The following is a 22,611-nucleotide window of genomic DNA, read 5'->3' on the forward strand; positions in this document are numbered from 1 at the left end:
GTCAATGGATAACGACAATGACTGACACCTCAAAAAACGTCGCATTCATCGGAATCGGCAAGATGGGCCTGCCGATGTCGGTGCTCGTCGCGAAAGCCGGCTATGCCGTCACCGCGTTCGACCAGAGTGCGGCGCGGACCAACGAGGCGCGCGCGCAGGGAATTGCGATCGCCACTTCACCGGCCGACGCCGTGAGCGCTAAGACCGCGATCATCACGTCTCTGCCCGATGACGCTGCCTTGCGCGGTGCGTTGCTCGGCCCGACCGGCCTCATTGCCGCGATGACGACCGGAGCCGTCCTCATCGAGACCAGCACCGTGAGCGTCGAGGCGTCCACCGAAGTTGCGGCCGCCGCGCAGGCGCGCGGCATTGCCTATCTCCGTGCGCCGGTCTCCGGCAATGCCAGCATCGTTCATACCGGCGCGCTGACCTGTTTCGTCTCGGGTCCGAAGGACGCCTTCGAGAAGGCAAAGCCGCTGTTCGCCGCCTTCACCCGTGCGCAGACCTATCTCGGCCCTGCCGAGGAAGCGCGCTACGCAAAACTCTCGGTCAATCTGATGATCGCGGTGTCGGCCGCGATGATGGCGGAGAGCCTGGCACTGGCGCGCAAGGGCGGCATCGCCTGGCAGGATATCTTGAAGGTGCTCGACGACAGCGCGGTGGCTTCTCCCATGGTGAAGTACAAGACTGCGCCGCTGCGGACACGCGATTTCGGGTCCACCTTCTCCTGCAAGCAGATGGCCAAGGACCTCGATCTCATCTTGGGTGCCGGCCACGCCGTCGGCGTGCCGTTGCAGCTCGCAGCCCAGGTGCGCGAGACCTACGGCTCGCTCGTCGCACAGGGCGACGGCGAGACTGACTTCATTGCGACCGTCAAGCATCTCGAGCGGTTGTCCGGCCTCGGCGAACCGAAACTCTGATCGCGGAGATACACATGCGTAATTTCAACGAGAACACGATCACGGATGCGGTGCTGGAGCGGATCGCGGGCGCAACCGATCCACGCATCAAAGAGGTCAGCGAAGCGCTGGTGCGGCACTTGCACGCCTTCGTCCGCGAGGTGCGCCCGACCCAGAAGGAATGGGAGTACGGCATCGACTTCCTGACCCGCACCGGGCACATGTGCGACGACAAGCGCCAGGAGTTCATCCTGCTGTCCGACACGCTCGGCGTCTCCATGCTGGTCGATGCCATCAACCATCCGGTGCCGGAAGGCGCGACCGAGACCACGGTGCTCGGCCCCTTCTTCGTCCAGGCCGCGCCGGAGAAGGACAGCGGCGCCGATATCTCCGGTCCGATGGAAGGCGATCCGATGCTGGTCACCGGCTCGGTCTCGACCGTCGAAGGGAAACCGCTCGCGGGCGCAGTGGTCGACGTCTGGCATTCCGACGATGACGGCTATTACGACGTGCAACAGCTCGACCAAATCGGCGATCTCGCGATGCGCGCCCGCTTCCATACCGATGCCAATGGTCGCTTCCATTTCTGGTCGATCAAGCCTGCCGCCTATCCGATCCCGCATGACGGCCCGGTCGGCGAGATGCTGGAGGCACAGGGACGCCATCCCTGGCGACCCGCGCATGTGCATTTCATGATCTCGACGCCGGGTTTCGAGCAGCTCGTGACGCACGTGTTCGTCGCTGGTGACAAATATCTCGATAGCGATGTGGTGTTCGGCGTCAAGGACAGCCTGATCCGCGAATTCGTGCGGCATCCCGCCGGCCGTGCGCCGGATGGTCGCATGGTGGACGGCGACTATTTTCATCTCAACTATGATTTTGGCTTGAAGCAGGTTGCGGGCAGCGCAAGAGCCGCCTAAGCCGAACGACAACGCAACGGACCGACAAGAGTCCACGATCGGAGCGAACAGGGAGCAAGGATGGGACCGCGGGTCAGCACGAGCATATTCGCCGATCGCCTCACCGGCATGATCGGCCCGCGCGCGAGCGTTGCGCGCGGCGTGCTCGATCAGCATGGGCAGAGCGAATCGCATTATCGCAATTTGCCGCCTGACATTGTCGTCTTCCCTGAAACGACGCGGGAGGCGGCCGATATCGTGAAGCTGTGCGCAAGCGCGGGCATGCCGATCGTCCCGTTCGGCGCCGGGACCTCGCTCGAGGGCAATGCTGCGGCGGTCGCGGGCGGCGTCTGCTTCGACTTCGCGCGCATGAACAAGGTGCTGGCGGTGCACGACAGCGACATGGATGTCGTGGTGCAGCCCGGCATCACCCGCAAGCAGCTCAACGCGGAGCTGCGCAATACCGGCCTGTTCTTCCCGATCGACCCGGGCGCCGACGCCTCGATCGGCGGCATGACGTCGACGCGCGCGTCCGGCACCATGGCCGTGCGCTACGGCACCATGAAGGACAATGTCATGGCGCTGGAGGTGGTGCTCGCGGACGGGCGCGTGATCCGGACCGCGAAGCGCGCACGGAAGTCGGCTGCCGGCTATGACCTGACGCGCATGTTCGTCGGCGCCGAAGGCACGCTCGGCGTCATCACCGAGATCACGTTGAAGGTGCACCCCGTGCCACAGGCGATCTCGGCCGCTGTGTGCAGCTTCGATGCCCTGCACGATGCGGTCGATACCGCAATCTCCGTGATCCAGTCCGCGATTCCCGTGGCGCGCATCGAGCTGCTCGACGACGTCATGATGCGCGGCATCAACGCCTACGCCAAGCTCGGCTATCGCGAGGCGCCCACCCTGTTCTTCGAGTTTCACGGCTCGGAGACCTCCGTCGCCGAGCAGGCCGAAGCTGCGCAGGCGATCGCCGCCGACCATGGCGGCCATGGCTTTGCCTGGGCGAAGGCGCAGGAAGACCGCAGCCGGCTCTGGCACGCCCGCGACAACACGCTCTATGCGGGCCTCGGCCTGCGTCCCGGCGCACGCGCGGTGATCACCGACGTCTGCGTGCCGATCTCGCGGCTGGCGGAATGCCTGACCGAAACGCGGCGCGACGCGGACGAGCATGGCTTTACCGCGCCCATCGTCGGCCACGTCGGCGACGGCAACTTCCACATGCTGATCCTGATCGATCCGGCGAAGCCCGAGGAGGCCGAAGGCGCCAAGGCGCTGCAGGCGCGCATGGTCGCGCGCGCCATCGCCATGGACGGCACCTGCACCGGCGAGCACGGCATCGGGCTCGGCAAGATCGACTACCTCACCGATGAGCTCGGCGAAGCCGTCGATGTGATGCGATCAATCAAGACAGCGCTCGATCCTGATGGACTGATGAACCCCGGAAAGATCTTTGCAGGCGGAGCCAAGGCATGAGCGATGCGCTCCCGATCGAAGTCACCTCGCCTGTCCCGCTGCTGGAGTTGCGTGGCATCACCAAGGAGTTTCCGGGCGTCAAGGCGCTGGACGACGTGTCCTTTGCCGTCTATCCCGGCGAAGTGCACATGCTGCTGGGCGAGAACGGTGCCGGCAAATCGAGCCTGATGAAGGTGCTGTGCGGCGCCTATCGCGCCGATGCCGGCGAGTTCTACCATGAGGGCAAGAAGGTCGCGATCGCCTCGACCGCGGATGCGCAGAAGCTCGGCATTGCCGTGATCTTCCAGGAATTCTCGCTCGTCCCCTATCTCGACATCGCCCAGAATATCTTCCTCGGCCGCGAGCCGAAGGGCCGCATCCCCGGCACCATCAACCGCCGCAGGATATTGGCCGACGCAAAACGCGTGCTCGACACGATCGGCTTCGACATCGATCCCTCCACCACCGTCGACAAGCTGGGCGTCGCACAGCAGCAGATGGTCGAGATCGCGAAGGCGATCAGCCAGAATGCCCGCATCCTCGTCATGGACGAGCCGACCGCGGCGCTGTCCGACCGCGAGACCGAGCTGCTGTTCGCGCTGATCGCGCGGCTGAAGGCCGATGGCGTCTCGATCGTCTACATCTCGCACCGCATGGCCGAAGTGTTCGCGCTCGGCGACCGCATCACGGTGCTGCGCGACGGCCGCCGCATCGACGGCGTCCGTCCCGCCGACGTGACACCGGATCAGCTCGTCCGCATGATGGTCGGCCGCAACGTCGACATGACCTATCCCCGGAACTTCGCCGACAAGCCGGGCGAGGTGCTGCTCGAGGTCAAGGGCCTCTCCGCGGCGACGGGCATCTCCGACATCAACATCGAGGTGCGCCGGGGCGAGATCGTCGGCCTGTGCGGCCTGGTCGGCTCCGGCCGCAGCGAGGTCGCGCGCGCCATCTTCGGCGCCGATCCGGTCAGCTCCGGCGAGATCATCTTCGACGGCAAGAGCATTTCCGGCGAGCCGGATCTGGCCGCCCGCCGCGGCATCGCGCTGATCCCGGAGAGCCGCAAGAGCGAGGGCCTCGCTCTGCTCCGGTCGGTCGGCGACAATCTGGTGGTGTCCGCACTCAAGAAGCTTTTTCCGAGCGGCCTGTTCGACCAGCGCAGCGCGCAACGCACCTCCGACGGCCTGATCCGGCAGTTGCGCATCGCGACGCCCAGCGCGCGGCAGACCGTCGGCCTGCTCTCCGGCGGCAACCAGCAGAAGGTCGTGATCGGCAAATGGCTCGCCGCCGGCTCAAAGCTCTTCATCTTCGACGAGCCGACGCGGGGCATCGACATCGGCGCCAAGTCGGAAATCTTCGCCCTGATCGATCGCCTGGTGGCGGAAGGCGCAGCGGCCCTGATGATCTCGTCCGAACAGGTCGAGATCTGCCATGTCTGCGACCGCGCCTATGTGATGCGCGAGGGGCGCATCGCCGGCCACCTGCCCCGCAACGAACTGACCGAGGAGAACATCGTGCGACTGGGGATGCATCATGCGTGAAGCCGCGGTCGTCTCAGAGCCCAATCCGCTGCAACGGATTCCCGGCGTTGCCATCGTACTGGTGCTGCTGATCGCGCTGTTCAGCGTCATCGCGCCCGGCTTCCTGTCGGTTGCTAATCTCTCCAACGTGCTGGTGCAGTCGACCATCCTGACCATGCTCGCACTGCCGATGACCTTGATCATCATGACCGAGGGGCTCGATTTGTCGATGGGCGCGGTGCTGACGCTGACCTCGCTCTGCGTCGCCATCGTCTCGCTCGCGACCAAGTCGATGCTGCTGGGCCTGGGTGCCGGCCTGCTGGTGGGCGCAGCCTTCGGCGTTGCCAACGGCTGGCTGGTCGCAATCCTCGGCATCCCGCCTTTCGTCGCGACGCTCGGCACGCTCGGCATGGCCCAGGGCCTGTCGCTGATCGTCAGCGACGGCCAGAGCGTGGTCGGCATCCCCCACAGCGTGCGCGACATCTATTCGGCGACGCTGCTCGGCATTCCCGTGCCGATCGTGATGGCGCTGGTGACCTATGCGGCGTTCCACGGCCTGCTCTATCACACCCGCTTCGGCACCTACATCTTCGCACTCGGCGGCAACCGCGAGGCGCTGCGCTATGCCGGCCTGTCGCCGAACCGGCTGCTGATCGCGGTCTATGCGATCGGCGGCGCCATGGCCGGGATCGCCGGCCTGTTGATGACGGCGCGGATGAACTCCGGTCACCCGACCGCGGGCCTCGGCCTCGAGTTCGATGCCATCGCCGCTGTTGCGGTCGGCGGCACCTCGTTCGAGCGTGGCAATGGCTGGCTGCTCGGCACGCTGCTCGGGGTGCTATCCGTCGGCGTGCTGCGCAACGGGCTGAACTTGATCTCGCTGCCGTCCTCGGTGCAGGTGGCAAGCGTCGGCGTGCTCGTCATCGTTGCCCTATTCCTCGACGGCCTCAGGAGCCGCGCATGACCGACATCACTAAAGAGACTATCGCGCCGCCCCGGTCGTTCCTGTCGCAGGATGCGATCCAGGTGTTCTATCGCCTGCTCGCGGCGCTCCTGATCTGCGCGGTGCTCGCCGTGCTCAGCGATTCCTTCCTCAGCCTCGGCAACATCCTCAACGTGCTCCGGCAGGCGAGCCTGACCTTCTTCATCGCCTCCGGCCTGACGCTGGTGGTCTTGACCGCCGGCCTCGATCTCTCAGTCGGCGCCAATGTCGCGCTGTCGGCCTGCATCGCCGGCACCGTGATCCACAAGACCGGCTCGCCCGCGCTCGGCATCCTCACCGGGCTCGCCTGCGGCGGCCTCGTCGGCCTGCTCAACGGCATCATGGTCACCGCGCTGCGCATCCCCTCGTTCATCGCCACTTACGGCATGCTCTGGGTGCTGAACGGCCTCACCTATTGGTACATGGCGGGCGAGACCCTTCACGGATTCCCTGCAGGCTTCCGCCAGATCGGCAGCGGCTACCTGTTCGGCCTGCCGATCCCGGTCTATCTGCTGCTGGTGTTCCTCGGAATCGGAACGCTGTTCGCGCAGCGGACGATCTGGGGCCAGGAGATCTATGCGATCGGCGCCAATCCGGTCGCGGCGCGGCTATCAGGCATCCCCGTTGCGCGTCGCCTGCTGCTGGTCTACGCGGTCTCCGGCACCATGGCAGGACTTGCCTCGATCATCTTCCTGTCGCGTCTCAATTCGGCGGAAGCCGACATCGGCGAAAGCCTGACGCTGCCGGCGATCGCGGCCGTGCTGATCGGCGGCACCTCGCTGTTCGGCGGCGTCGGCACCGTGTTCGGCACCTTCATCGGCGCGCTGATCCTGACGCTGGTGCTGAACGGCATGAACCTCTTGTCGGTCAGCGCCAATTGGCAGCCGCTGGTGACAGGCATCATCGTCATTCTCGCGGTCTGGCTCGACATGAAGACCCGACGCCGCGCGCAATGAGTTTTTGAAATCCAACAAGCAAAATGAGGGATGGAGGCAATATGAAAATGAGACTGGGTTATCTGACGTTGCCACTGCTGACGGCGGCTGCGTTCACGACGCAGGCACAGGCTGACGGCGAGACCATCGCCGTCTTTACCAAGAACCAGACCAACCCGTTCTTCCAGACGGTGCGGGTCGGCGCCGACAACATGGCGAAGGCGCTGAACGCGAAGACGCTGCAATACATCCCGACCAAGCCGGACTCGATCCCCGAGCAGCTCAGCCAGATCGAGGACGTGGTGGTGAAAAAGCCGAGCGCGATCGTGTTCACGCCGGTCGACTACAAGGCAATGGTGCCGGGCGTCGAGAAGATCAACGATGCCAAGATCCCCGTCGTCAACATCACCGACCGCTCCGCCGGCGGCAAGTTCCTGTCCTTTGTCGGCGCCGACGATTACAGCCTCGGGCTCGAGACCGCGCGCTTCCTGCTCAAGACGCTGGGCGGCAAAGGCAACATCGTCATCATCGAGGGCGTCAAGGGCTCGCTGACCAATGTCGATCGCGTGCGCGGGTTCAACGACGCGCTGAAGGAAGCGCCCGGCGCCAAGCTGCTGGCTTCGCAGCCCGGTAACTATCAGCGGCTCCAGGCGCTTCAGGTGATGGAGAACCTGATGCAGTCGAATTCGCAGATCGACGGCGTTCTCGCCGCCAACGACGCCATGGCAGTCGGCGCGATCGAGGCGCTCGACGGCGCCAACCGTAAGGCGCAGGTGATCGGCATCAACGGCACCAAGGAGGCGATCGACGCGATCAAGTCCGGCAAGCTGCTCGCGAGCGGCGATTACAACGGATTTGCCCAAGGCTGCCTCGGCACCATGATGGCGATCCGCTCCTTGCGCAACCAGCCCGTCATCAACGAGATCGTGCTGAAGCCGACCGTCATCACCAGGGACAATTTTGGGCCGTTCGACGTCCCGCTGGAGCAGCGGACCTGCCCGACCTTCGAGGACGCCGGCAAGCTCGGCGCCAAGTAGTTCGCCAGATCACAATGAATCCGGACGGCCGCCCCTCGCGGCCGTCCCAAGAACTGAGCCAAGAAACGGAGACACCATGCTGTTCGCCATTCACGCCCTCGACCGCACCGGCGCGCTGCCGACCCGGCTCGCCAATTACGACGCCCACAAGGCCTTCCTGAGCGATACCTCGCGTTTCGGCATCAAGATCGTGATGTCGGGGCCGCTCGTCTCCGACGACGGCGGGACCATGATCGGCAGCCTGTTCCTGGTCGAGGCCCCCACGCGTGCAGAAGTCGAGGCCTTTAACCGCGCGGATCCCTTCGCAGCGGCGGGCATCTGGGAGAAGGTCACGATCACTGGGTTCGTGCGGCGACAAGGATAGACTGCCAGGCCTTGACTGGAGCCATGGATGAACGAACGCGGGCCCGGGCTGGCAGTCCGCATCCCCCTACGCGATCCCAAGCACAGTCTTTGTCCGCGGCCCGAGGTCCTGTATAATGCGCGCGAGGAGGGATCGCGATGAAGGCCTTCATCCTTGCCTGTGTTGCGACGATCGTCATCACGATGGCTGGAGTTGCCGTGCTCGACAGCATACAGCTCCCCGTTGCAGAGGCCTTTGCGACGACGGGCGTGCGGCTCTAAAGCGCGATGAGATTTGGATGAATCGTCATTGCGCTTTAGGTTATGCTTACCCATGATCTTTCCGGAAAACTGCTTCGCACTTTTCCGGATCATGCTCTAGGCAATACTCCGTCAGCTCTATTCGGCCGCGGACGCAGCATGGCGCGGCTGCGGCTGAGAATCGTTCGGGCCGGTCCGTGCCAACTCCTGGTCGAGCCACAGGCTATGGTGCTCGCGGGCCCAGTTGACATCCACCTCGCCTGATCCCATCGCCTCGAAGGCACCTTCCATCCCGATCGTGCCGATGTAGATGTGAGCGAGCATCGCGGCGATAAACAGCACGGCCACGATGGCGTGAACGATCTGGGCCATCTGCATGCCCTCGATCCCCGTCACGTAGAACGGGAACATCAGCAGGTAGCCCGTCGCGGCGACGAGGCCACCGCCGATCACAACGATCCAGTAGATTCCCTTTTGACCCGCGTTGAAACGGCGAGCCGGCGGATGATCATGACCGAACAGCCCGCCTCCGCGCTTGATCCACTCCAGATCGACCTTGTTGGGGATATTGCCGCCGATCCACATCAGGAAGATCAGCACGACGCCGATCGTGAAGGGAAAGCTCAGGTAGTTGTGCGCGTATTTCGCCCATTGCGACCATTCCGAGAAGGCGTCAAATCCAATCAGCGGAAGCAACAGCGGCCGCCCGAACGTGATGTTCAATCCCGAGATCGCCAGGATAATGAAGCAGGTCGCGGTCATCCAGTGCACGAAACGCTCGAAGGTGTTGAACCGCACGATGGTGCGGCCGGATCGTCCGCTTTCGAGGCGCACCATGCCGCGCGTCAGATAGAAGATGACCAGCACCGCCAGCATACCGAGCACAGAGACGCCACCGATCCACCGCAGCGCAACGTTGCGGAATTCACGCCACTCGCGGCCCGCAGGTTGCATCAGCACGCTGGAGCGCTGGTCGGGGATGCTGACGCGTCCCTGGATCCGGTCCATCTCCTGGAGCAACTTCTGCTCATTGACCGAGCTCGCCGTCGGATTGATCTGCTGGGCCGGCGACGGTACCGGACATGCCATGACCAACAGAAGCAACGCCCACGCGCCGATGGCTGGTCGAATGAACCTTGCAAATGAGGACATGTACTCCTCCCGGCATTTGTCCCCGGCGCGCGGCGCCTTCAGGACTCGATTGTTTCGCGATAGGCGGTCTTCCAGCCCCATGCGCCAGAGCCATAGCCGCGCTTCAACACGCGCTCCTTATAGATCTGGGCGATGATCTCGCCGTCGCCGGCAAGCAGAGACTTGGTCGAGCACATCTCGGCACACAGCGGCAGCTTGCCCTCGGCCAGGCGGTTCGCACCGTATTTTTCGTATTCCTCCTTGCTGCCGTCGGCCTCGGGACCGCCGGCGCAATAGGTACATTTGTCCATTTTTCCGCGCGAGCCGAAATTGCCGACCTTCGGATATTGCGGCGCGCCAAACGGACAAGCGTAGAAGCAATAGCCGCAGCCGATGCAGAGATCCTTGGAGTGCAGGACCACGCCATCGGCGGTGGTGTAGAAACAGTTCACCGGGCACACGGCCGCGCAAGGCGCATCCGTGCAGTGCATGCAGGCCATCGAGACCGATCGTTCGCCCGGCTTGCCATCGGCGATGGTGACGACCCTGCGGCGGTTGATGCCCCAGGGGACCTCGTGCTCGTTCTTGCAGGCCGTAACGCAGGCGTTGCACTCGATGCAACGGTCGGCGTCGCAGAGAAACTTCATACGTGCCATCGTCGTTGCTCCTTATGCCGCCGCGATCTGGCAGAGAGTGACCTTGGCCTCCTGCATGTTCGTCGCGGGATCGTATCCGTAGGTGGTGATCGTGTTGGCGCTTTCACCGAGCACGATCGGATCGGTACCCTTGGGGTAGTTGCCGCGAAGGTCCTTGCCGGCAAGCCAGCCACCGAAGTGGAAGGGCATCCAGGCAACGCCCTTTCCGACGCGCTCGGTGACGAGCGCCTTCATTCTGGCCCGGGAATTGTTCTCGGCTCCCGTGACCCAGACCCAGCCGCCGTCCTTGACGCCGCGCTCGGCGGCGTCGGCAGGGTTGATCTCGATGAACATGTCCTGCTGCAATTCGGCGAGCCACGGGTTGGTCCGGGTCTCCTCGCCGCCGCCCTCATATTCGACCAGCCGGCCGGACGACAGGATAAGCGGGAACTGTTTTGCAATTCCCTTCTCCACCGCAGCCTTCTGCACGGAGAAGCCGATATTGGGCATCCGGAACTGCTTGGCGTCGGGCAGCGTCGGGTATTTGGCGACGAGATCGACGCGCGGCGTGTAGATCGGCTCGCGGTGAACCGGGATGGGATCGGGCAAGCCGAAGGCATGCATGCGCGCCTTGCCGTTGCCATAGGGAACGCAGCCGTGCGCCAGCGCGACGCGCTGGATGCCGCCCGACAGGTCGAGCGCCCACGACACCGCGTCCGGAGTGGCCGGGTTGACCTTGTTGATCACGGCCATTTCCGCTTCGGTGAGCTCGGTGTCCCAGCCGAGCTTCTTCAAGCTCGCGAGCGTAAATTCCGGATAGCCGTCCTGGATGCCCGACCCCAGCGAGTACGAGCCATCCGCGAGCAGGCTCACCTTGCGGGTCGTGCCGTCCGGCAGCTTCTCCTCGCGCTCGACGCCGAACCGCGGCCGGAACGTGCCGCCGCCATCCATCACGTGCAGATTGGTATTGTAGAGCAGCGGCGTGCCGGGATGCTTGACCTCCGGCGATCCCCAACACGGCCAAGGCAGGCCGTAATAATCGCCGCCGACCTCGGGATCGTCCTTCGGCGCGCGCATCGTCAGCATGTCGAACTTGGCCTGGTTCTTCATGTGCGCCTTGAGGCGCTCGGGCGATTGCCCGCAATAGCCGGTCGACCAGCTGCCGCGGTTCATCTCGCGCAGGACGTCCTCTGCTTCGGGAAGATTATTCTCGACCTTGATTTTCTTGAACATCTGGTCGGCGACGCCGAGCTTCTTCGCCATCAGATAGATGATTTCGAGATCATCCTTGGACTCGAAGATCGGCTTCACGATCTGCTCGCCCCATTGCAGCGAGCGGTTGGAGGCGACGCGCGAGCCCTTGCACTCGAATTGCGTGGCGACCGGCAGAATGTAGACGCCATCCTTGCGCCCCGCTTCGACGGCCAGCGAGGCCCAGGTCGTCGGATGCGGGTCGGCGATGACGAGCAGATCGAGTGCCTTCAGACCGTTGAGGGATTCAGGAATGCGGGTGATGCTGTTGGAGGCGTGTCCCTGCACGAACACCGCCCTAACATTGTCCTTCTGCGCGACCTGATCCTTCGGCAGCGTCGCCGCTTCGAACCAGCGGGTCAGCGGGATGCCCGGCGTTTCCATGATCTGCTTGGAGTCGAAGCGCGACTTCAGGAAGTCATAGTCGACCTCCCAAACCCGCGACCAATGCTTCCAGGCGCCCTCGGCGAGGCCGTAGTAGAACGGCAGCGTGACGATATCGAGCCCGACGTCGGTCGCGCCCTGCACGTTGTCGTGGCCACGGAAGATGTTGGCTCCCTTGCCCTCTCCGCCGACATTGCCGGTCATCAGCAGCAGGATGCAGCTGGCGCGCACATTGGCGGTACCGACGGTCTTCTGGGTCTGGCCCATGGCCCAGATCAGCGTGGCCGGCTTTTCAGTAGCAAACATCCTGGCGACGCGCTTGAGCTGCTCGCCGGGAATGCCGGTGACGCGCTCGACCTCTTCCGGATTCCACTTTTCCACTTCCTTGCGGAGATCATCGAACCCGTAGACCCGCTGCCGGATGAACTCCTTGTCCTCCCAGCCGTTCTGGAGGATATGCCACATCATGCCGTAGAGTATGGGGATGTCGGTGCCCGGCCGCATCCGCACATATTCGGTCGCGTGCGCGGCGGTGCGCGTCAGGCGCGGGTCGATGACGATGAAGTTGGCCTTCTGCAGCTCCTTCCCCTCGAGCAGGTGCTGCAGCGAGACCGGATGCGCCTCTGCCGGATTGCCGCCCAAGATCATCTGCGTCTTCGCGTTGCGGATGTCATTGTAGCTGTTGGTCATCGCGCCGTAGCCCCAGGTGTTGGCGACGCCGGTGACGGTGGTCGAATGGCAGATGCGGGCCTGGTGATCGGTGTTGTTGGTTCCCCAGAATGCGCCGAGCTTGCGGAACAGGTAGGCGCCTTCGTTGGTCATCTTGGCCGAGCCGAGCCAATAGACGGAGTCAGGGCCCGACTTCTCGCGTACGGCCTGAAGCTTGTCTCCAATCTCGTTGATCGCGGTATCCCAGGAGACGCGGGTCCACTGGCCACCCACCAGCTTCATCGGATAGCGCAGCCGCCGCTCGCTGTGCACGAGCTCACGCACGGAGGCGCCCTTGGCGCAATGCGAACCGCGATTGATCGGCGAATCCCAACTCGGCTCCTGGCCGATCCATACCCCGTTCAAGACCTCGGCCGTGACCGTGCACCCAACCGAGCAATGCGTGCAGATGCTCTTGCGCACGGTCGCGCCTGCGGTGAGGGGACCTGCCACCGCCGCTTCCGCCTTGCGCACGCCGCCGACCGGCAGCGTGCCGAGCGCGGCGAGCGCGCCACCGGCAAGACCGGATTTGCGCAAGAAGCTGCGGCGGTCGAGACCGCCGGCCTGCCCCGCAAGGGACTCGGCAACGGAACCGTGGCGCAGGGAATGCTGGTTTGTTCGCTTGATCAGCACGGTCAACCTCCCTTGGCCGGATAACGATTGACGCGATAGAAGGCCTTGACGTGATCAGTTTCCTTGTAGCGCGCCTTGCGCTTCTCATCGCTGGCTTCGCTATCTGCCTGCGCGGACCCGACCAGCGGTGTCGCAAGCGTCGCGCCGGCGCCCACCGTGCCGACGCCGACCTTGCGCAGGAAGGCGCGGCGTCCGACTGTGGTCTTTCTGTCTTCACTCATCGCATCTCTCCTGGACCTGCCGGTGCAGGTCAGTTGGCGAACGTGAATGCTTCCGTCTCGATCTCGACAAAGGCGCGACCGAGCGCGCCGACCGCACGATAGAAGATGGCGCTCTCCGCGCGCTCGATGTCGGCAAACAGCCGCCCCATCCAGGGCGCGATGTGCTTCTCGAAGAAGGCGCGCTGCGCGTCGGACGTCGCCGCGAAACGGCCTCCCGCGAACCCTGCCATGATCTCGCACAGGATGGCCGCGTGATCCTCCGGCTCCGAATTGTTCGCGGCGCGCTCGATCCCAAGCGCAGCAAGATCGGCGCGCAGGCGCGACAACGGCCGCTCGTTGAGAAATCCTGTCAGGTAGTATGAGGCATAGGGCAAGAGCTCGCCGCGGCCGAGACCTGTGAACAGATCGAAATATTCGCGTTCGACCTTCGCTGGGACTGCATTGGTGGCGGCTGCGGCCAGCGCTGCATGCGCTCGCCCGAGCGGCGTCGCATCACCGCTCAACGCGGTCAGCTGATCGAGCAGCTTCCCTGACGGTGCCGCGGACAAGAGCGTCGCGAGCAGCAGATATTCCTGCGCACGCGCCGCATCGACGGGATCGATCGGCTCTTCGGAGAGAGGCGGCTCGCTGTACAGATCAGGCCGCAGATCATTGCGCGATACGCCGGTGGCCGCTTCGACCGCAATCACCCGTTGTGCGGGCACCTTGGTCCAGTTCGAAACGGAGGGTTGGCGAATGCCGATTTTGCGCGCAAGCCCGGCAACGCCGCCGGCGGCGCAAATCGCTCGTTCAAGACCATCATCACGCACGTGGACCTCCCATCCAAGTCCCAGGTGCTTGATTTTGTTTTTGTTAGGCAAAGCGTAGTCCCGGTTCCGCGGAGGGTCAATCGCCTCCCATAGCCTGAGACTATGGTCTTTCGTCGAGTCCCTAGCGGGGCAGCGCGCCGCCATGCGCGCGACGCCGAACCGGCACTGGCTCGCTTTCGCTGTTTTCAACGATCGTTGGTTGCGTTGCAGCAGGAGCCGGCACGGACTCGGGGCGCGCTTCTTCGTCGGCGACGACCTCGACACTTGATCTCTCGACCGGGCGCAATTCCCGCGCAGAAGCCGCGACTTCAACCGGAGTCTCGGTCAGCGCCTCGGCTGACTTGCTGATGCCACCGATAATTCTGTCCACGAACGCGGCCAGTTCTGCTTCCGAACAATCCAGCGGCCCAAAGCCCGGCATTGCGGAGGGATCGTTGAAGTCCCACGCGTTTTCGGCAAGTCCCACGAAGTCGCGTATGGTGGGATCAGCGCTCCAGGCGCGACGAAGCGCCGCACGCGTCAGCTCCTGCGGTATCCCCTTGCGCAGGAACGCCTTGATATCGGTCGCCGATGTGATCGAGTCGATCGAAGGCAGGCTGGAGAGGTCGAACGCCACGTCGTCGTCTTCCGTGGCGGGCGGCGGTGCCGGCTGCAGGTTGTCGTGCATTGCCGGATCCGGTTGCGCAGCGGTCGCCTTTGCCTCCTGCTTGAGCCGGGACCAGCGCGCCAGGAACTTATCCTCGCTCATTCGTGTCCGCCTTCATGCTGCCGGCGCGCCAGCGCCTCCGGATCGGCCTGCCGCCGCTCGCGTTTGAAGAACTCCCGTTCGACGTGGTGTTCGGCAACGAAGCTTTCAATCTGCTCGCGCAGCACGTCCGGCATGGGAACGGCCTCGACCAGATTGTCAGCGGCCTCCGTGAAGGCTTCGCCTTCCGCAGGATCGGCGGTGGCGGCAGCCACCGAATAGGGCCAGGCGCCTTCCGCAGGCGACAACACTGTCCAGATGCTCGGACTCCCCGAAGTGAGATTGTCGCGATAGCGCGCCGTCTCGGAACTGTAGAGATCGACCATAGCGCTGCCGGCATAAAACAGTGTCCCGCCTCCCTCTTGACGGAGCACCGTCCAGGACTTTGTGTCCGGCTCGTCCGGCAGCACGGCGACAGCGCGCCAGACAAAGTCGATCCATGGCGAGTCCGCCTTGTGCCGCTCGACCACGATGCCGACGGGAATACGCACCAGCGGCAGCGCAGCCGGGCTCATGTCACCATCTCCAGATGTTTGATCGGCAACCCCGTCAGCAAGTTCTGCGGCTTCATACGGAGCTTCTGATCGGAATTCATCGACAGAATGAGATAGATCGGCTCGCCCTGCATCTCGTCTGCGGCCGCACTCTTGTCCGCAAACGTCAGGCGGAACAATGAAAGCACACGGCCGGCGCTGCGGTCATCGAGCTGCTCCCCATGCCAGAGACGGTCGCCCAGCCCGGTCGCATCGGCGTCGAGCCCGACATACCAGGTGAGCCGCGCATCACGCAATTCGCGCAGCGGCTCAATGCCGACGTCGATCCCGAGCAGATGGGAGATCCAGCGCGTCATCGCCTGCGCCAGCGCCCTCGGCCCGCGGCCCCCTGCGGTGAGGTCGAACGCCATGTCGAAATCGTCGCTTCGATGCCAATAGTCGTCGGCATTGTGCTCGCTCAGGACGTCGAGCTGGGCATCGGTCACTGCCCCCAGCATCGACATCAGCGACAGCACCGGGGTCGGGCTCTGCCCACCGACAACTTCTTCATCTCCGAGCAGCAAGGCCTGTTCATGCGGCAGGACGCGCTGCGGGCGGAAGAACAGCTCGGCGGCGCGCAGCACGAAGGGATCATCGCAGCCATCGAGCGCATTGCGCAGGATCACATGCACGAGCTGATTGACGAACAGCGGCGGCAAATCATTAGCGCGCGACCGGACGGTTGCAAGATAGGCGGCCTCGAGCGTCGGGTGCCGCACGAGGAGATCGCGAAAGGCAAGCACGAGCCGCCAGTTCTCACGGGCGTCCGCATCGACAATCGCTGCGACCTCGTCAGCGCCGACCTGCCGCCGAGGAGCGGCGAGCAGCGCGCGGTGCAGCCGCCGCTCGACCGGGCATGCTTCGTCCGGCGGAATTAGCTCGGGACGGACAAAATAGGCCTTCAGGAACTCGTCGGTGACGCAAAGCCCGCCGCTCTCATTGCGATCGAGCAGATGATGGCCGCAAGCGATCCAGAAATCGTTCATCGGTGCTGCGACTCCTGACTCATATCGGCAAGCCTGACATTGCCGTCGGGTTCGACGTCATCCTCGGCTTCCATGAACGAGAACGCCTTGCTGTGCCCCTGCCCTTGCCGCAGTTGCAGCCTGCGGAACGACTCGCGGACTTCGCCGTCGCCGACCGAGCGGTGGACGGCAATGAGCGAACTGATCGGATGCGTGCAGAGCGACTGCACAAAGGCAATCTCCTCTTCGGCGGCCGTCCGCGCGGTTGCCGGATCCGGCGCGCCGAAACGATCGATGAGCTGGCCGGCAAGGAGCTCGATCAGCGCCCGGCAATCGCTCTCCGTTGCCGGCACAATCTGCGCCAGCGTCGACCAACCCCAGGATTGCACCCCCAGGAAGCCGCTGCGAAACGCTGCGCGCGCCTTGCCGCTCAACGTCGCGGGATCCTGGTCGCAAAAGCGGAACGCGCCTGAGACGGCCCATTCGCCGGGCTCTGCCGCCGCATCGAACACGAAGGTATCGGACGGATCGAGCGCGATGGTGCGCAGCAGTTTCATAGCCGCGGTCCCCCGAGTTTCGGATCGAGCCAGGACGGGGTGGCGAGCGCCTTGACGAGCTCGCTCCGCTCGACCCTGTCGGTGCCGACGCGGCGCGTGAGGAGATCGCCGCTCTCGTCGATCCGCAGGACGGTCCGCCGCTCGCGGGGAACCCGGCTGAGATAGTCGCGCGCGACGCTGTCAAAGCCGTCGACCTGCCAACTATCGATCACCCGCATCAGGTGCCGTGCGAAGCTCTCGGTCACCTCTGCGGCGCCCGCTTCGCCGAACCCCTCCTCATCCAGCGCGGACGCGAGCGGATGGACGCCGGGCCCCTGCTCGGCCATTGCGACCGTCCGGATCATGGCGCCGAACACCAGCCAGGCGGGCGGCTCGTCCTCGCGCGCGGACGACGGCCATCCCATGCGCGCACCGCCGACCAGCCCGCCATCGATCTCGACGGCGTCGGGCCAGCCGATCGCGACGGTCTTGTTCGGCGGCGCGTAGGCACGAAGAGCGTCGGTGAGCGCGACCATGCCGGCGTAGAAGGCGCGCCGCGCGGTGCGCAAGGGCTCGCCCGGCTCGAGCACCACGGCGAATTCGGCGAGATCGAACCGCCCGACATACACCAGCGTGCCGGCGCCGCTCTTGGGTGCAATGCGGCAAGCGTCGGCAAAGGCGTCCCTGCTCTCACGCAACCGGACGAGCGTGAAAGGCGGCGGCAGCTGGATCGGCTCCGCCAGGGAAACGTGGCTGGTTGGGGTCGACCGCAAGGCCGTCCTCCACTTTCCTTTTCTTCCCAATAGTGAATATCTATACGAGGTGCGGGAATGGCGCGAGTCCGCAAGTCGGCGCCGCACTGGCGGAGGGATTGACCTGAAGCAGCCAGCGAAAACCGTCCTGATCTGCTCGTGTGAAGACACGATGCGCCTTGACGTGGCCACGATCCGGCGCGGATGCCCCAATTGCGAGATCAGCAGCTTTCGCCATCTCTGCGGCGCGGAGCTCGATCATTTCCGCAACGCGGCAAAGTCGGATGGCCCGCTGACGGTTGCCTGCACGCAGCAGGCTGCGCAGTTCGCCGGTGAAATCGGCGAACGCCCTGGCGGGATCAGCTTCGTCAACATCCGCGAGACGGCCGGCTGGTCGCGCGACGGCGCGAATGCGGGCGCGAAGATGGCGGCGTTGCTTGCGGCGGCCGATATTCCCGCACCGGACTATCCGCTGGTCACCTTGTCGAGTGACGGCATCATCCTGGTCTATGGGCGGGACGAGGCCGCGATCGAAGCCGGGCGGCTGCTCGCCGATCATCTCGATGTGACGGTCATGCTCGAGCCGCCGGCAGACGTTACGCCGCCTGCCGCGGCCGTGTTCCCGATCGTGAAGGGCACGATCCGCAACGCGCGGGGACATTTCGGCGCGTTCGAGCTCACGATCGACGGCTACGCGCAGCCGCGCCCGTCTTCGCGCGACCGCTTCGTGTTCGGAGCCCAGCGCAACGGGGCGACGTCGCGCTGCGATCTCGTGCTCGACCTCTCCGGCGATGCGCCGCTGTTCCCTGCGCACGACCTGCGGGACGGCTATCTCCGTGCGGATCCGAAAGATCCCGCGGCAGTGCTGCGTGCGGTGCTTGCCGCGCGCGACCTCGTCGGACGTTTCGACAAGCCGAGATATGTCGACTTCACCCCCAGCCTCTGCGCGCATTCGCGCTCGAAGCTGACCGGATGCCATCGCTGCCTCGATTTGTGCCCGACCGGCGCGATCACGCCGGACGGCGACCATGTCGCCGTCAACGCGGAAGTCTGCGCAGGTTGCGGGCAATGCGCGGCCGCCTGCCCGACGGGAGCCGCATCCTACGCGCTGCCGCCCGCCGACACCCAGTTGCAGATCCTTCGCGCCATGCTGCTCGCCTACCGCGAGGCTGGCGGCGCGGATCCGGTGCTGCTGCTGCATGACAGCGGGCATGGCACGCCGCTGATCGACGCACTCGCCCGTCATGGCGACGGATTGCCGGCCAACGTGCTTCCCCTCGCCGTCAACGAGCTGACGCAGGTCGGCCTGGAGGCCGTCATCGGCGCGTTCGCGTATGGCGCGGCAGCCGTGCGGTTTCTCCTGCGCGCCAAGCCGCGACACGGCGTGACCGGATTATTGCAGACGATCGCCATGGCCGAGACGATTCTTGCCGGGCTCGGATTTGACGGCCGCCGCGTGACCACGATCGAGACTGACGATCCCGACATCCTGGCTGACCAGCTGACCGGGATTGGTTCCCTCGCCGGCCTCGTGACTCCTGCAACTTTCCGGACGGTCGGCAAGCGCGGCGATCTGCTTCGCTTTGGCCTGAGCGAATTGCATCGCCTCGCGCCGAGGCCGGTCGACGTGATCGCCTTGCCCGCGGGCGCACCGATCGGTGCGGTCACCGTTGACACCAGCGGTTGCACGCTGTGCCTGTCCTGCGTATCGGCCTGCCCGACCGGCGCGCTTCGCGCCGATCCCGAGCGTCCCGTCCTGAAATTCGTGGAGGACGCCTGCGTGCAGTGCGGTCTGTGCCAGAGCACCTGTCCCGAGAAGGTCATCACGCTCACCCCGCAGATCGACTTCCGGGCACGGCGCGCGCCGGCACGGGTGATCAAGGAGGAAGAGCCGGCGCTGTGCGTTCGCTGCGGCACGCCCTTCGGCGTCAAGAGCACGATCGATCGGATCGCGACCAAGCTCGAGGGGCGCCATTGGATGTATCCCGCCGGGGACCGCCGGACCGAGGCCTTGCGGATGTGCGCAGATTGTCGCGTCATCGTCATGAGCGAACAGCAGTTCGATCCGATCCAGGACATTCCGGAACGCGCGCCCCCACGGACGACGGACGACTATCTGCGTCAACGCGAGAACAAGGACTAGCCGCATGCCTCGTTTCATGATGGGTCTTTCGACGTGCCTTGCCATCACGGTTTCCGCCGGCACGGCCGCCGAGGCCGCCGCCCTCACCAAGGCGGAAAAGGTCGCGCTCAAACAGGCGATCGTCGCCTGCAAGGCCGAGGCAAAGGGCAAGAAGATCAAGTGGCTGTCACGCCGGAAATACGTCAACCAGTGTGTCGTGACGGCGCTCAAGGAGCATCCCAGCATCGACGTCGCTCGTATGCTCGTGGAGAAGCCGGAGCTGACCGATATTCCCGTGGAGCAATGGCCGGCCTATTAGAGCGTTGTTGCCGGCTATTTCGACGTCGCACGCGCCAGAAAGTCCGTGAGCGCGCGGCGATCCTCGGCCGAACCGATGTGCTGCTCCGGCATCTTGGTGCCGGGCGTGTAGGCGTTCGGCCCGATCTCGAACAGTCTTGAGACGGTCTCCGGCGTCCAGACGATATCCATCGCCTTGAGCGCGTCGGAGAAGCGATAACCCGGCAGCGAGGCGATCTTCCGGCCGAACAGTCCCGCGAGCGTCGGCCCGGCACGCTGGACCTCGGTTTCCGACAAGGTATGGCAGGCCACGCAGGCCCTGAAGATTTCGGCGCCGTGATCGCCGGCATAGGCCGCGAGCGGATCCGCCGGCGTGCCCAGCACGTTCGACCCGATCGCCGCGCCCGTCAGCGCATCCCAGCGCCTGATCTTGCCGTCAGCGCCGCCGGTCAGCAGCGTCGCGCCATCGGGCAGGAACGCGACCGACCAGATCGGCGCGCCAGGCCCGGCGAGCGTGCGTATCACGCTCCTTGCCTTGCGATCGATGATCGCGACTGTGCCGTCGATGGCCCCCGTGGCAAGCAAAGCGCCGTCTTGCGAGATCGCCAGGGCTACGATCGGCCTGGCGGCGACCATGACCTCGCCGGTCTGCCTGCCATCGGCCGTCATCATGCGCAGCTTGCCGTCTGCCGCGCCGGTGACGATTTCGCCATCAGGCGCGATGGCTACGACGTTCAGCGGTGCCGGCATCGCAATGGTCTCGGGGCTGCCGCCCGGCAAGGGCCAGATCCGCACTGTCAGGTCGTAACCGACGCTGACCAGCGATTGTCCATCGGGAGCAAAGGCCACGCCGTTCACAGCTTGCGAGTGGCCCTGCAGCACGCGCGTTCCGCCGTCGGAGAGCGATGAGATCCGTACGGTGTGGTCCCACGAGGCCGATGCGAGCTTCGATGTATCGGGAGAGACGGCGAGCCCGACAATGGGTCCCGTATGACCTTCGACAACCTGGTCCGGTTGCGGCCGGCGCGGCATCCAGATGGCAATCTGGCCGTCCGCACCAGCCGTCGCCATGCGTCCGTCTCCGAGGAAGGCAGCCGCGTTCACCGCACCCGAATGGAAGCGAAGAACCTGCTCGGCGGACTCGGTTGCCAGGGACCATCGGATGGCCGCAGTGTCGAAACTGCCCGACAAGACTGTCTTGCCATCGACCGAAACGGCGATGGCGCGGACAGGCCCGCCGTGCCCCGCCAATTGCGCCTGCGCGGGCCGCAGCGTGAGAAGTAGCGATGCCGTCAGGAGGACGGCGGCAAGACGCAGGCACGTCGACATTGGTCTTTGGGCAAAAGCGCCCCCCTTTGATCCAGCTCAACGAGCGCAGCTCGTATCCGGTTCCAGGTGCGACAAGCGGCGCCTTGAATGGCGATCAACGTGGTCGCAGTCTAGCCAATGGCGCCTCATGGACCGAGGCAGAATATGCAGCTGCGCCCGAAAGCCTACCTGCAATTCATCTGGCGGTTGTGGCACTCTCTCGCGCTGCCGCCGCGAAATCGCGATCCCGACACGCAAGGCGCATCGCCACTGCTCATCTACATCGTCGTCGTGTTAGCGACGCTCCTGATTGTGCTCGAAGTCGACGTCCACCGGCTTCCATCCCTGGAGCTGCCCGGCGTTCCCAACGGGATCAACCCGATTTTCTTGAGTCCTTGAGGCCGCGCGCGCAGCAATTGCGGGCCCTTGCGACTCGACCAGCCGCATGGCGGGCTGTTCAAAGACATGCGGGCCGTGCAGGACGTCCCAGCTCGATCGCTATTGGTCGAGACGCGACAGCAGGATTCTCGCTACTGCTGCGTGCCCCCGGGAAACACAAGAGATCGATCTGCGAAATCTTGAACCGGAAGTCCGCGCTGTTGCGCCTGCCTTTGCATCTCCTGCACCGGAGGCATCCCCGATGTGCGGCTCGCCGGTAGCGGATGCGATCCGCAGCATATTCGTCGCGGCCACGACGACTGTCAGCACCGCCAAGGCAGAGATCATCAGGAATTTCATGCGAACCTCCGTTGGTTCGAGGAGAGTCGAAGCTCTGACTAGTGCAGGACTCGAGATCCCCATGTGAGATCCCTCACATCTCTCGTTCTCTTGATCGTCGCTGGGGCGGTTGCACCGCGCTCGCCTGACGCAGCTCTGCATTCTCGCGGCTGATGTCGCCCGAGCTTTGCTTCGTCGCTCCACCCTCTCTAGCCAGGAGGGCGCAGGGAAGGCCGGGTGCCCAGCTGGCACCCGCGGTCCGCTGCGCGAAAGGTAGCGCAAAAGAACCGCACAGCAGCATACAGGTGGAGCCAATCACTCGGCCTTCCCTGCGCGATGGTCGGACGGCTTATGCCGCGCTCTCCTGGGAGCCGAATTCCTTCTGGCCTCCCTCGCCCCAGCGAAATTCACCGGCGCCGCGCCGGTTGACGCGACTGCCGCATCCGCAAGAGCTTGACCGTAGCAACGACGGCCAGGACCACACGGTTTTGCCGTACGCGCGGCCCGCCATTTCGCCGCAGTTTTCCCGGCCCT

Annotated in this window: 25 protein-coding genes; 12 read left to right on the forward strand and 13 right to left on the reverse strand. The window is 64.8% G+C overall.

The features are described from left to right. The first annotated feature begins 17 nt into the window (after window positions 1-17). The 9 genes from JQ592_RS22940 (at window position 18) to JQ592_RS38605 (ending at window position 8,351) form a co-directional block, all read left to right on the forward strand. The gene (locus JQ592_RS22940) at window positions 18-920 is read left to right on the forward strand and encodes an NAD(P)-dependent oxidoreductase (protein ID WP_211405058.1); all 903 of its coding nucleotides are present in this window, start codon (window positions 18-20) and stop codon (window positions 918-920) included. A gap of 14 nt (window positions 921-934) precedes the next feature. Further along, window positions 935-1,819 (forward strand): intradiol ring-cleavage dioxygenase, encoded by an 885-nt coding sequence (locus JQ592_RS22945; RefSeq protein ID WP_211405059.1) that lies wholly within the window; start codon window positions 935-937, stop codon window positions 1,817-1,819. Between the two features lie 60 nt (window positions 1,820-1,879). Continuing rightward, on the forward strand, window positions 1,880-3,274 hold the full coding sequence (locus tag JQ592_RS22950; protein ID WP_211405060.1) for an FAD-linked oxidase C-terminal domain-containing protein: 1,395 nt from the start codon (window positions 1,880-1,882) through the stop codon (window positions 3,272-3,274). Further along, window positions 3,271-4,794 (forward strand): sugar ABC transporter ATP-binding protein, encoded by a 1,524-nt coding sequence (locus tag JQ592_RS22955; protein WP_211405061.1) that lies wholly within the window; start codon window positions 3,271-3,273, stop codon window positions 4,792-4,794. Before JQ592_RS22950 ends, JQ592_RS22955 begins: the two co-directional genes overlap by 4 nt. After that, window positions 4,787-5,737: an ABC transporter permease gene (locus JQ592_RS22960; protein WP_211405062.1), complete on the forward strand. Its 951-nt coding sequence runs from the start codon at window positions 4,787-4,789 to the stop codon at window positions 5,735-5,737. The genes JQ592_RS22955 and JQ592_RS22960 overlap by 8 nt, the downstream gene beginning before the upstream one ends. Further along, complete coding sequence (locus JQ592_RS22965; RefSeq protein ID WP_211405063.1) at window positions 5,734-6,711, forward strand: ABC transporter permease; 978 nt, start codon at window positions 5,734-5,736, stop codon at window positions 6,709-6,711. Before JQ592_RS22960 ends, JQ592_RS22965 begins: the two co-directional genes overlap by 4 nt. Window positions 6,712-6,752: 41 nt before the next feature. After that, window positions 6,753-7,727: a sugar ABC transporter substrate-binding protein gene (locus JQ592_RS22970; protein WP_211405064.1), complete on the forward strand. Its 975-nt coding sequence runs from the start codon at window positions 6,753-6,755 to the stop codon at window positions 7,725-7,727. 76 nt (window positions 7,728-7,803) lie between these two features. Continuing rightward, window positions 7,804-8,091, forward strand: coding sequence for a YciI family protein (locus JQ592_RS22975; RefSeq protein WP_211405065.1), 288 nt, complete (start codon window positions 7,804-7,806; stop codon window positions 8,089-8,091). Between the two features lie 137 nt (window positions 8,092-8,228). Beyond that, window positions 8,229-8,351 (forward strand): hypothetical protein, encoded by a 123-nt coding sequence (locus tag JQ592_RS38605; protein ID WP_283816165.1) that lies wholly within the window; start codon window positions 8,229-8,231, stop codon window positions 8,349-8,351. 117 nt (window positions 8,352-8,468) lie between these two features. Here the strand turns inward: JQ592_RS38605 and JQ592_RS22980 are convergent, their stop codons facing one another. From JQ592_RS22980 to JQ592_RS23025, 10 genes are all read right to left on the reverse strand, one after another. Next, on the reverse strand, window positions 8,469-9,482 hold the full coding sequence (locus JQ592_RS22980) for a formate dehydrogenase subunit gamma (protein WP_211405066.1): 1,014 nt from the start codon (window positions 9,480-9,482) through the stop codon (window positions 8,469-8,471). A gap of 38 nt (window positions 9,483-9,520) precedes the next feature. Continuing rightward, window positions 9,521-10,117 carry a formate dehydrogenase FDH3 subunit beta gene (fdh3B, locus tag JQ592_RS22985; RefSeq protein ID WP_011088224.1) on the reverse strand — a complete coding sequence of 199 codons (597 nt, stop codon included), beginning with the start codon at window positions 10,115-10,117 and terminating at the stop codon, window positions 9,521-9,523. A 12-nt stretch (window positions 10,118-10,129) separates the two neighbouring features. Beyond that, the gene (locus tag JQ592_RS22990; protein ID WP_211405067.1) at window positions 10,130-13,072 is read right to left on the reverse strand and encodes a formate dehydrogenase subunit alpha; all 2,943 of its coding nucleotides are present in this window, start codon (window positions 13,070-13,072) and stop codon (window positions 10,130-10,132) included. Between the two features lie 2 nt (window positions 13,073-13,074). Continuing rightward, complete coding sequence (locus JQ592_RS22995) at window positions 13,075-13,293, reverse strand: twin-arginine translocation signal domain-containing protein (RefSeq protein WP_211405068.1); 219 nt, start codon at window positions 13,291-13,293, stop codon at window positions 13,075-13,077. 29 nt (window positions 13,294-13,322) lie between these two features. Further along, complete coding sequence (locus JQ592_RS23000) at window positions 13,323-14,102, reverse strand: molecular chaperone TorD family protein (RefSeq protein WP_211405069.1); 780 nt, start codon at window positions 14,100-14,102, stop codon at window positions 13,323-13,325. 121 nt (window positions 14,103-14,223) lie between these two features. Continuing rightward, window positions 14,224-14,850 carry a DUF3306 domain-containing protein gene (locus tag JQ592_RS23005; RefSeq protein ID WP_211405070.1) on the reverse strand — a complete coding sequence of 209 codons (627 nt, stop codon included), beginning with the start codon at window positions 14,848-14,850 and terminating at the stop codon, window positions 14,224-14,226. Then, window positions 14,847-15,362 (reverse strand): DUF3305 domain-containing protein, encoded by a 516-nt coding sequence (locus JQ592_RS23010; RefSeq protein ID WP_211405071.1) that lies wholly within the window; start codon window positions 15,360-15,362, stop codon window positions 14,847-14,849. Before JQ592_RS23010 ends, JQ592_RS23005 begins: the two co-directional genes overlap by 4 nt. Continuing rightward, window positions 15,359-16,366, reverse strand: coding sequence for a DUF6352 family protein (locus JQ592_RS23015; protein ID WP_211405072.1), 1,008 nt, complete (start codon window positions 16,364-16,366; stop codon window positions 15,359-15,361). The genes JQ592_RS23010 and JQ592_RS23015 overlap by 4 nt, the downstream gene beginning before the upstream one ends. Continuing rightward, complete coding sequence (locus tag JQ592_RS23020) at window positions 16,363-16,902, reverse strand: DUF6505 family protein (protein WP_211405073.1); 540 nt, start codon at window positions 16,900-16,902, stop codon at window positions 16,363-16,365. The genes JQ592_RS23015 and JQ592_RS23020 overlap by 4 nt, the downstream gene beginning before the upstream one ends. Next, window positions 16,899-17,654, reverse strand: coding sequence for a biotin/lipoate--protein ligase family protein (locus tag JQ592_RS23025; protein WP_246820604.1), 756 nt, complete (start codon window positions 17,652-17,654; stop codon window positions 16,899-16,901). The genes JQ592_RS23020 and JQ592_RS23025 overlap by 4 nt, the downstream gene beginning before the upstream one ends. Before the next feature lie 151 nt (window positions 17,655-17,805). Between JQ592_RS23025 and JQ592_RS23030 the strand changes: the two genes are divergently transcribed. After that, complete coding sequence (locus JQ592_RS23030; RefSeq protein ID WP_211405074.1) at window positions 17,806-19,776, forward strand: 4Fe-4S binding protein; 1,971 nt, start codon at window positions 17,806-17,808, stop codon at window positions 19,774-19,776. A 4-nt stretch (window positions 19,777-19,780) separates the two neighbouring features. After that, window positions 19,781-20,074: a hypothetical protein gene (locus tag JQ592_RS23035; protein WP_246820605.1), complete on the forward strand. Its 294-nt coding sequence runs from the start codon at window positions 19,781-19,783 to the stop codon at window positions 20,072-20,074. Between the two features lie 14 nt (window positions 20,075-20,088). Here the strand turns inward: JQ592_RS23035 and JQ592_RS23040 are convergent, their stop codons facing one another. Continuing rightward, on the reverse strand, window positions 20,089-21,381 hold the full coding sequence (locus tag JQ592_RS23040) for a c-type cytochrome (protein WP_211405075.1): 1,293 nt from the start codon (window positions 21,379-21,381) through the stop codon (window positions 20,089-20,091). Window positions 21,382-21,525: 144 nt separating this feature from the next. Between JQ592_RS23040 and JQ592_RS23045 the strand changes: the two genes are divergently transcribed. Next, on the forward strand, window positions 21,526-21,759 hold the full coding sequence (locus JQ592_RS23045; protein WP_211405076.1) for a hypothetical protein: 234 nt from the start codon (window positions 21,526-21,528) through the stop codon (window positions 21,757-21,759). A gap of 99 nt (window positions 21,760-21,858) precedes the next feature. Here the strand turns inward: JQ592_RS23045 and JQ592_RS23050 are convergent, their stop codons facing one another. After that, on the reverse strand, window positions 21,859-22,098 hold the full coding sequence (locus tag JQ592_RS23050; protein ID WP_246820606.1) for a hypothetical protein: 240 nt from the start codon (window positions 22,096-22,098) through the stop codon (window positions 21,859-21,861). A gap of 328 nt (window positions 22,099-22,426) precedes the next feature. Then, a partial coding sequence (locus JQ592_RS23055) for a hypothetical protein (protein WP_211405077.1) occupies window positions 22,427-22,611 on the reverse strand: 185 nt, incomplete at its 5' end.

This window comes from Bradyrhizobium iriomotense (genome assembly GCF_018129405.1).
Lineage (GTDB): Bacteria > Pseudomonadota > Alphaproteobacteria > Rhizobiales > Xanthobacteraceae > Bradyrhizobium > Bradyrhizobium iriomotense_B.

Bases quoted from the DNA above. Each gene is read 5' to 3' on its own strand.
- JQ592_RS23005 (WP_211405070.1), bottom strand. From the start codon at position 14,850: ATGAGCGAGGATAAGTTCCTGGCGCGCTGGTCCCGGCTCAAGCAGGAG.
- JQ592_RS22945 (WP_211405059.1), top strand. From the start codon at position 935: ATGCGTAATTTCAACGAGAACACGATCACGGATGCGGTGCTGGAGCGG.
- JQ592_RS22965 (WP_211405063.1), top strand. From the start codon at position 5,734: ATGACCGACATCACTAAAGAGACTATCGCGCCGCCCCGGTCGTTCCTG.
- JQ592_RS23040 (WP_211405075.1), bottom strand. From the start codon at position 21,381: ATGTCGACGTGCCTGCGTCTTGCCGCCGTCCTCCTGACGGCATCGCTA.
- JQ592_RS22975 (WP_211405065.1), top strand. From the start codon at position 7,804: ATGCTGTTCGCCATTCACGCCCTCGACCGCACCGGCGCGCTGCCGACC.
- JQ592_RS23050 (WP_246820606.1), bottom strand. From the start codon at position 22,098: ATGAAATTCCTGATGATCTCTGCCTTGGCGGTGCTGACAGTCGTCGTG.
- JQ592_RS22995 (WP_211405068.1), bottom strand. From the start codon at position 13,293: ATGAGTGAAGACAGAAAGACCACAGTCGGACGCCGCGCCTTCCTGCGC.
- JQ592_RS22980 (WP_211405066.1), bottom strand. From the start codon at position 9,482: ATGTCCTCATTTGCAAGGTTCATTCGACCAGCCATCGGCGCGTGGGCG.
- JQ592_RS22950 (WP_211405060.1), top strand. From the start codon at position 1,880: ATGGGACCGCGGGTCAGCACGAGCATATTCGCCGATCGCCTCACCGGC.
- JQ592_RS22940 (WP_211405058.1), top strand. From the start codon at position 18: ATGACTGACACCTCAAAAAACGTCGCATTCATCGGAATCGGCAAGATG.
- JQ592_RS23010 (WP_211405071.1), bottom strand. From the start codon at position 15,362: ATGAGCCCGGCTGCGCTGCCGCTGGTGCGTATTCCCGTCGGCATCGTG.
- JQ592_RS23035 (WP_246820605.1), top strand. From the start codon at position 19,781: ATGCCTCGTTTCATGATGGGTCTTTCGACGTGCCTTGCCATCACGGTT.
- JQ592_RS23015 (WP_211405072.1), bottom strand. From the start codon at position 16,366: ATGAACGATTTCTGGATCGCTTGCGGCCATCATCTGCTCGATCGCAAT.
- JQ592_RS23020 (WP_211405073.1), bottom strand. From the start codon at position 16,902: ATGAAACTGCTGCGCACCATCGCGCTCGATCCGTCCGATACCTTCGTG.
- JQ592_RS38605 (WP_283816165.1), top strand. From the start codon at position 8,229: ATGAAGGCCTTCATCCTTGCCTGTGTTGCGACGATCGTCATCACGATG.
- JQ592_RS22955 (WP_211405061.1), top strand. From the start codon at position 3,271: ATGAGCGATGCGCTCCCGATCGAAGTCACCTCGCCTGTCCCGCTGCTG.
- JQ592_RS22960 (WP_211405062.1), top strand. From the start codon at position 4,787: ATGCGTGAAGCCGCGGTCGTCTCAGAGCCCAATCCGCTGCAACGGATT.
- JQ592_RS23030 (WP_211405074.1), top strand. From the start codon at position 17,806: ATGCGCCTTGACGTGGCCACGATCCGGCGCGGATGCCCCAATTGCGAG.
- JQ592_RS23045 (WP_211405076.1), top strand. From the start codon at position 21,526: ATGCAGCTGCGCCCGAAAGCCTACCTGCAATTCATCTGGCGGTTGTGG.
- JQ592_RS22970 (WP_211405064.1), top strand. From the start codon at position 6,753: ATGAAAATGAGACTGGGTTATCTGACGTTGCCACTGCTGACGGCGGCT.
- fdh3B (WP_011088224.1), bottom strand. From the start codon at position 10,117: ATGGCACGTATGAAGTTTCTCTGCGACGCCGACCGTTGCATCGAGTGC.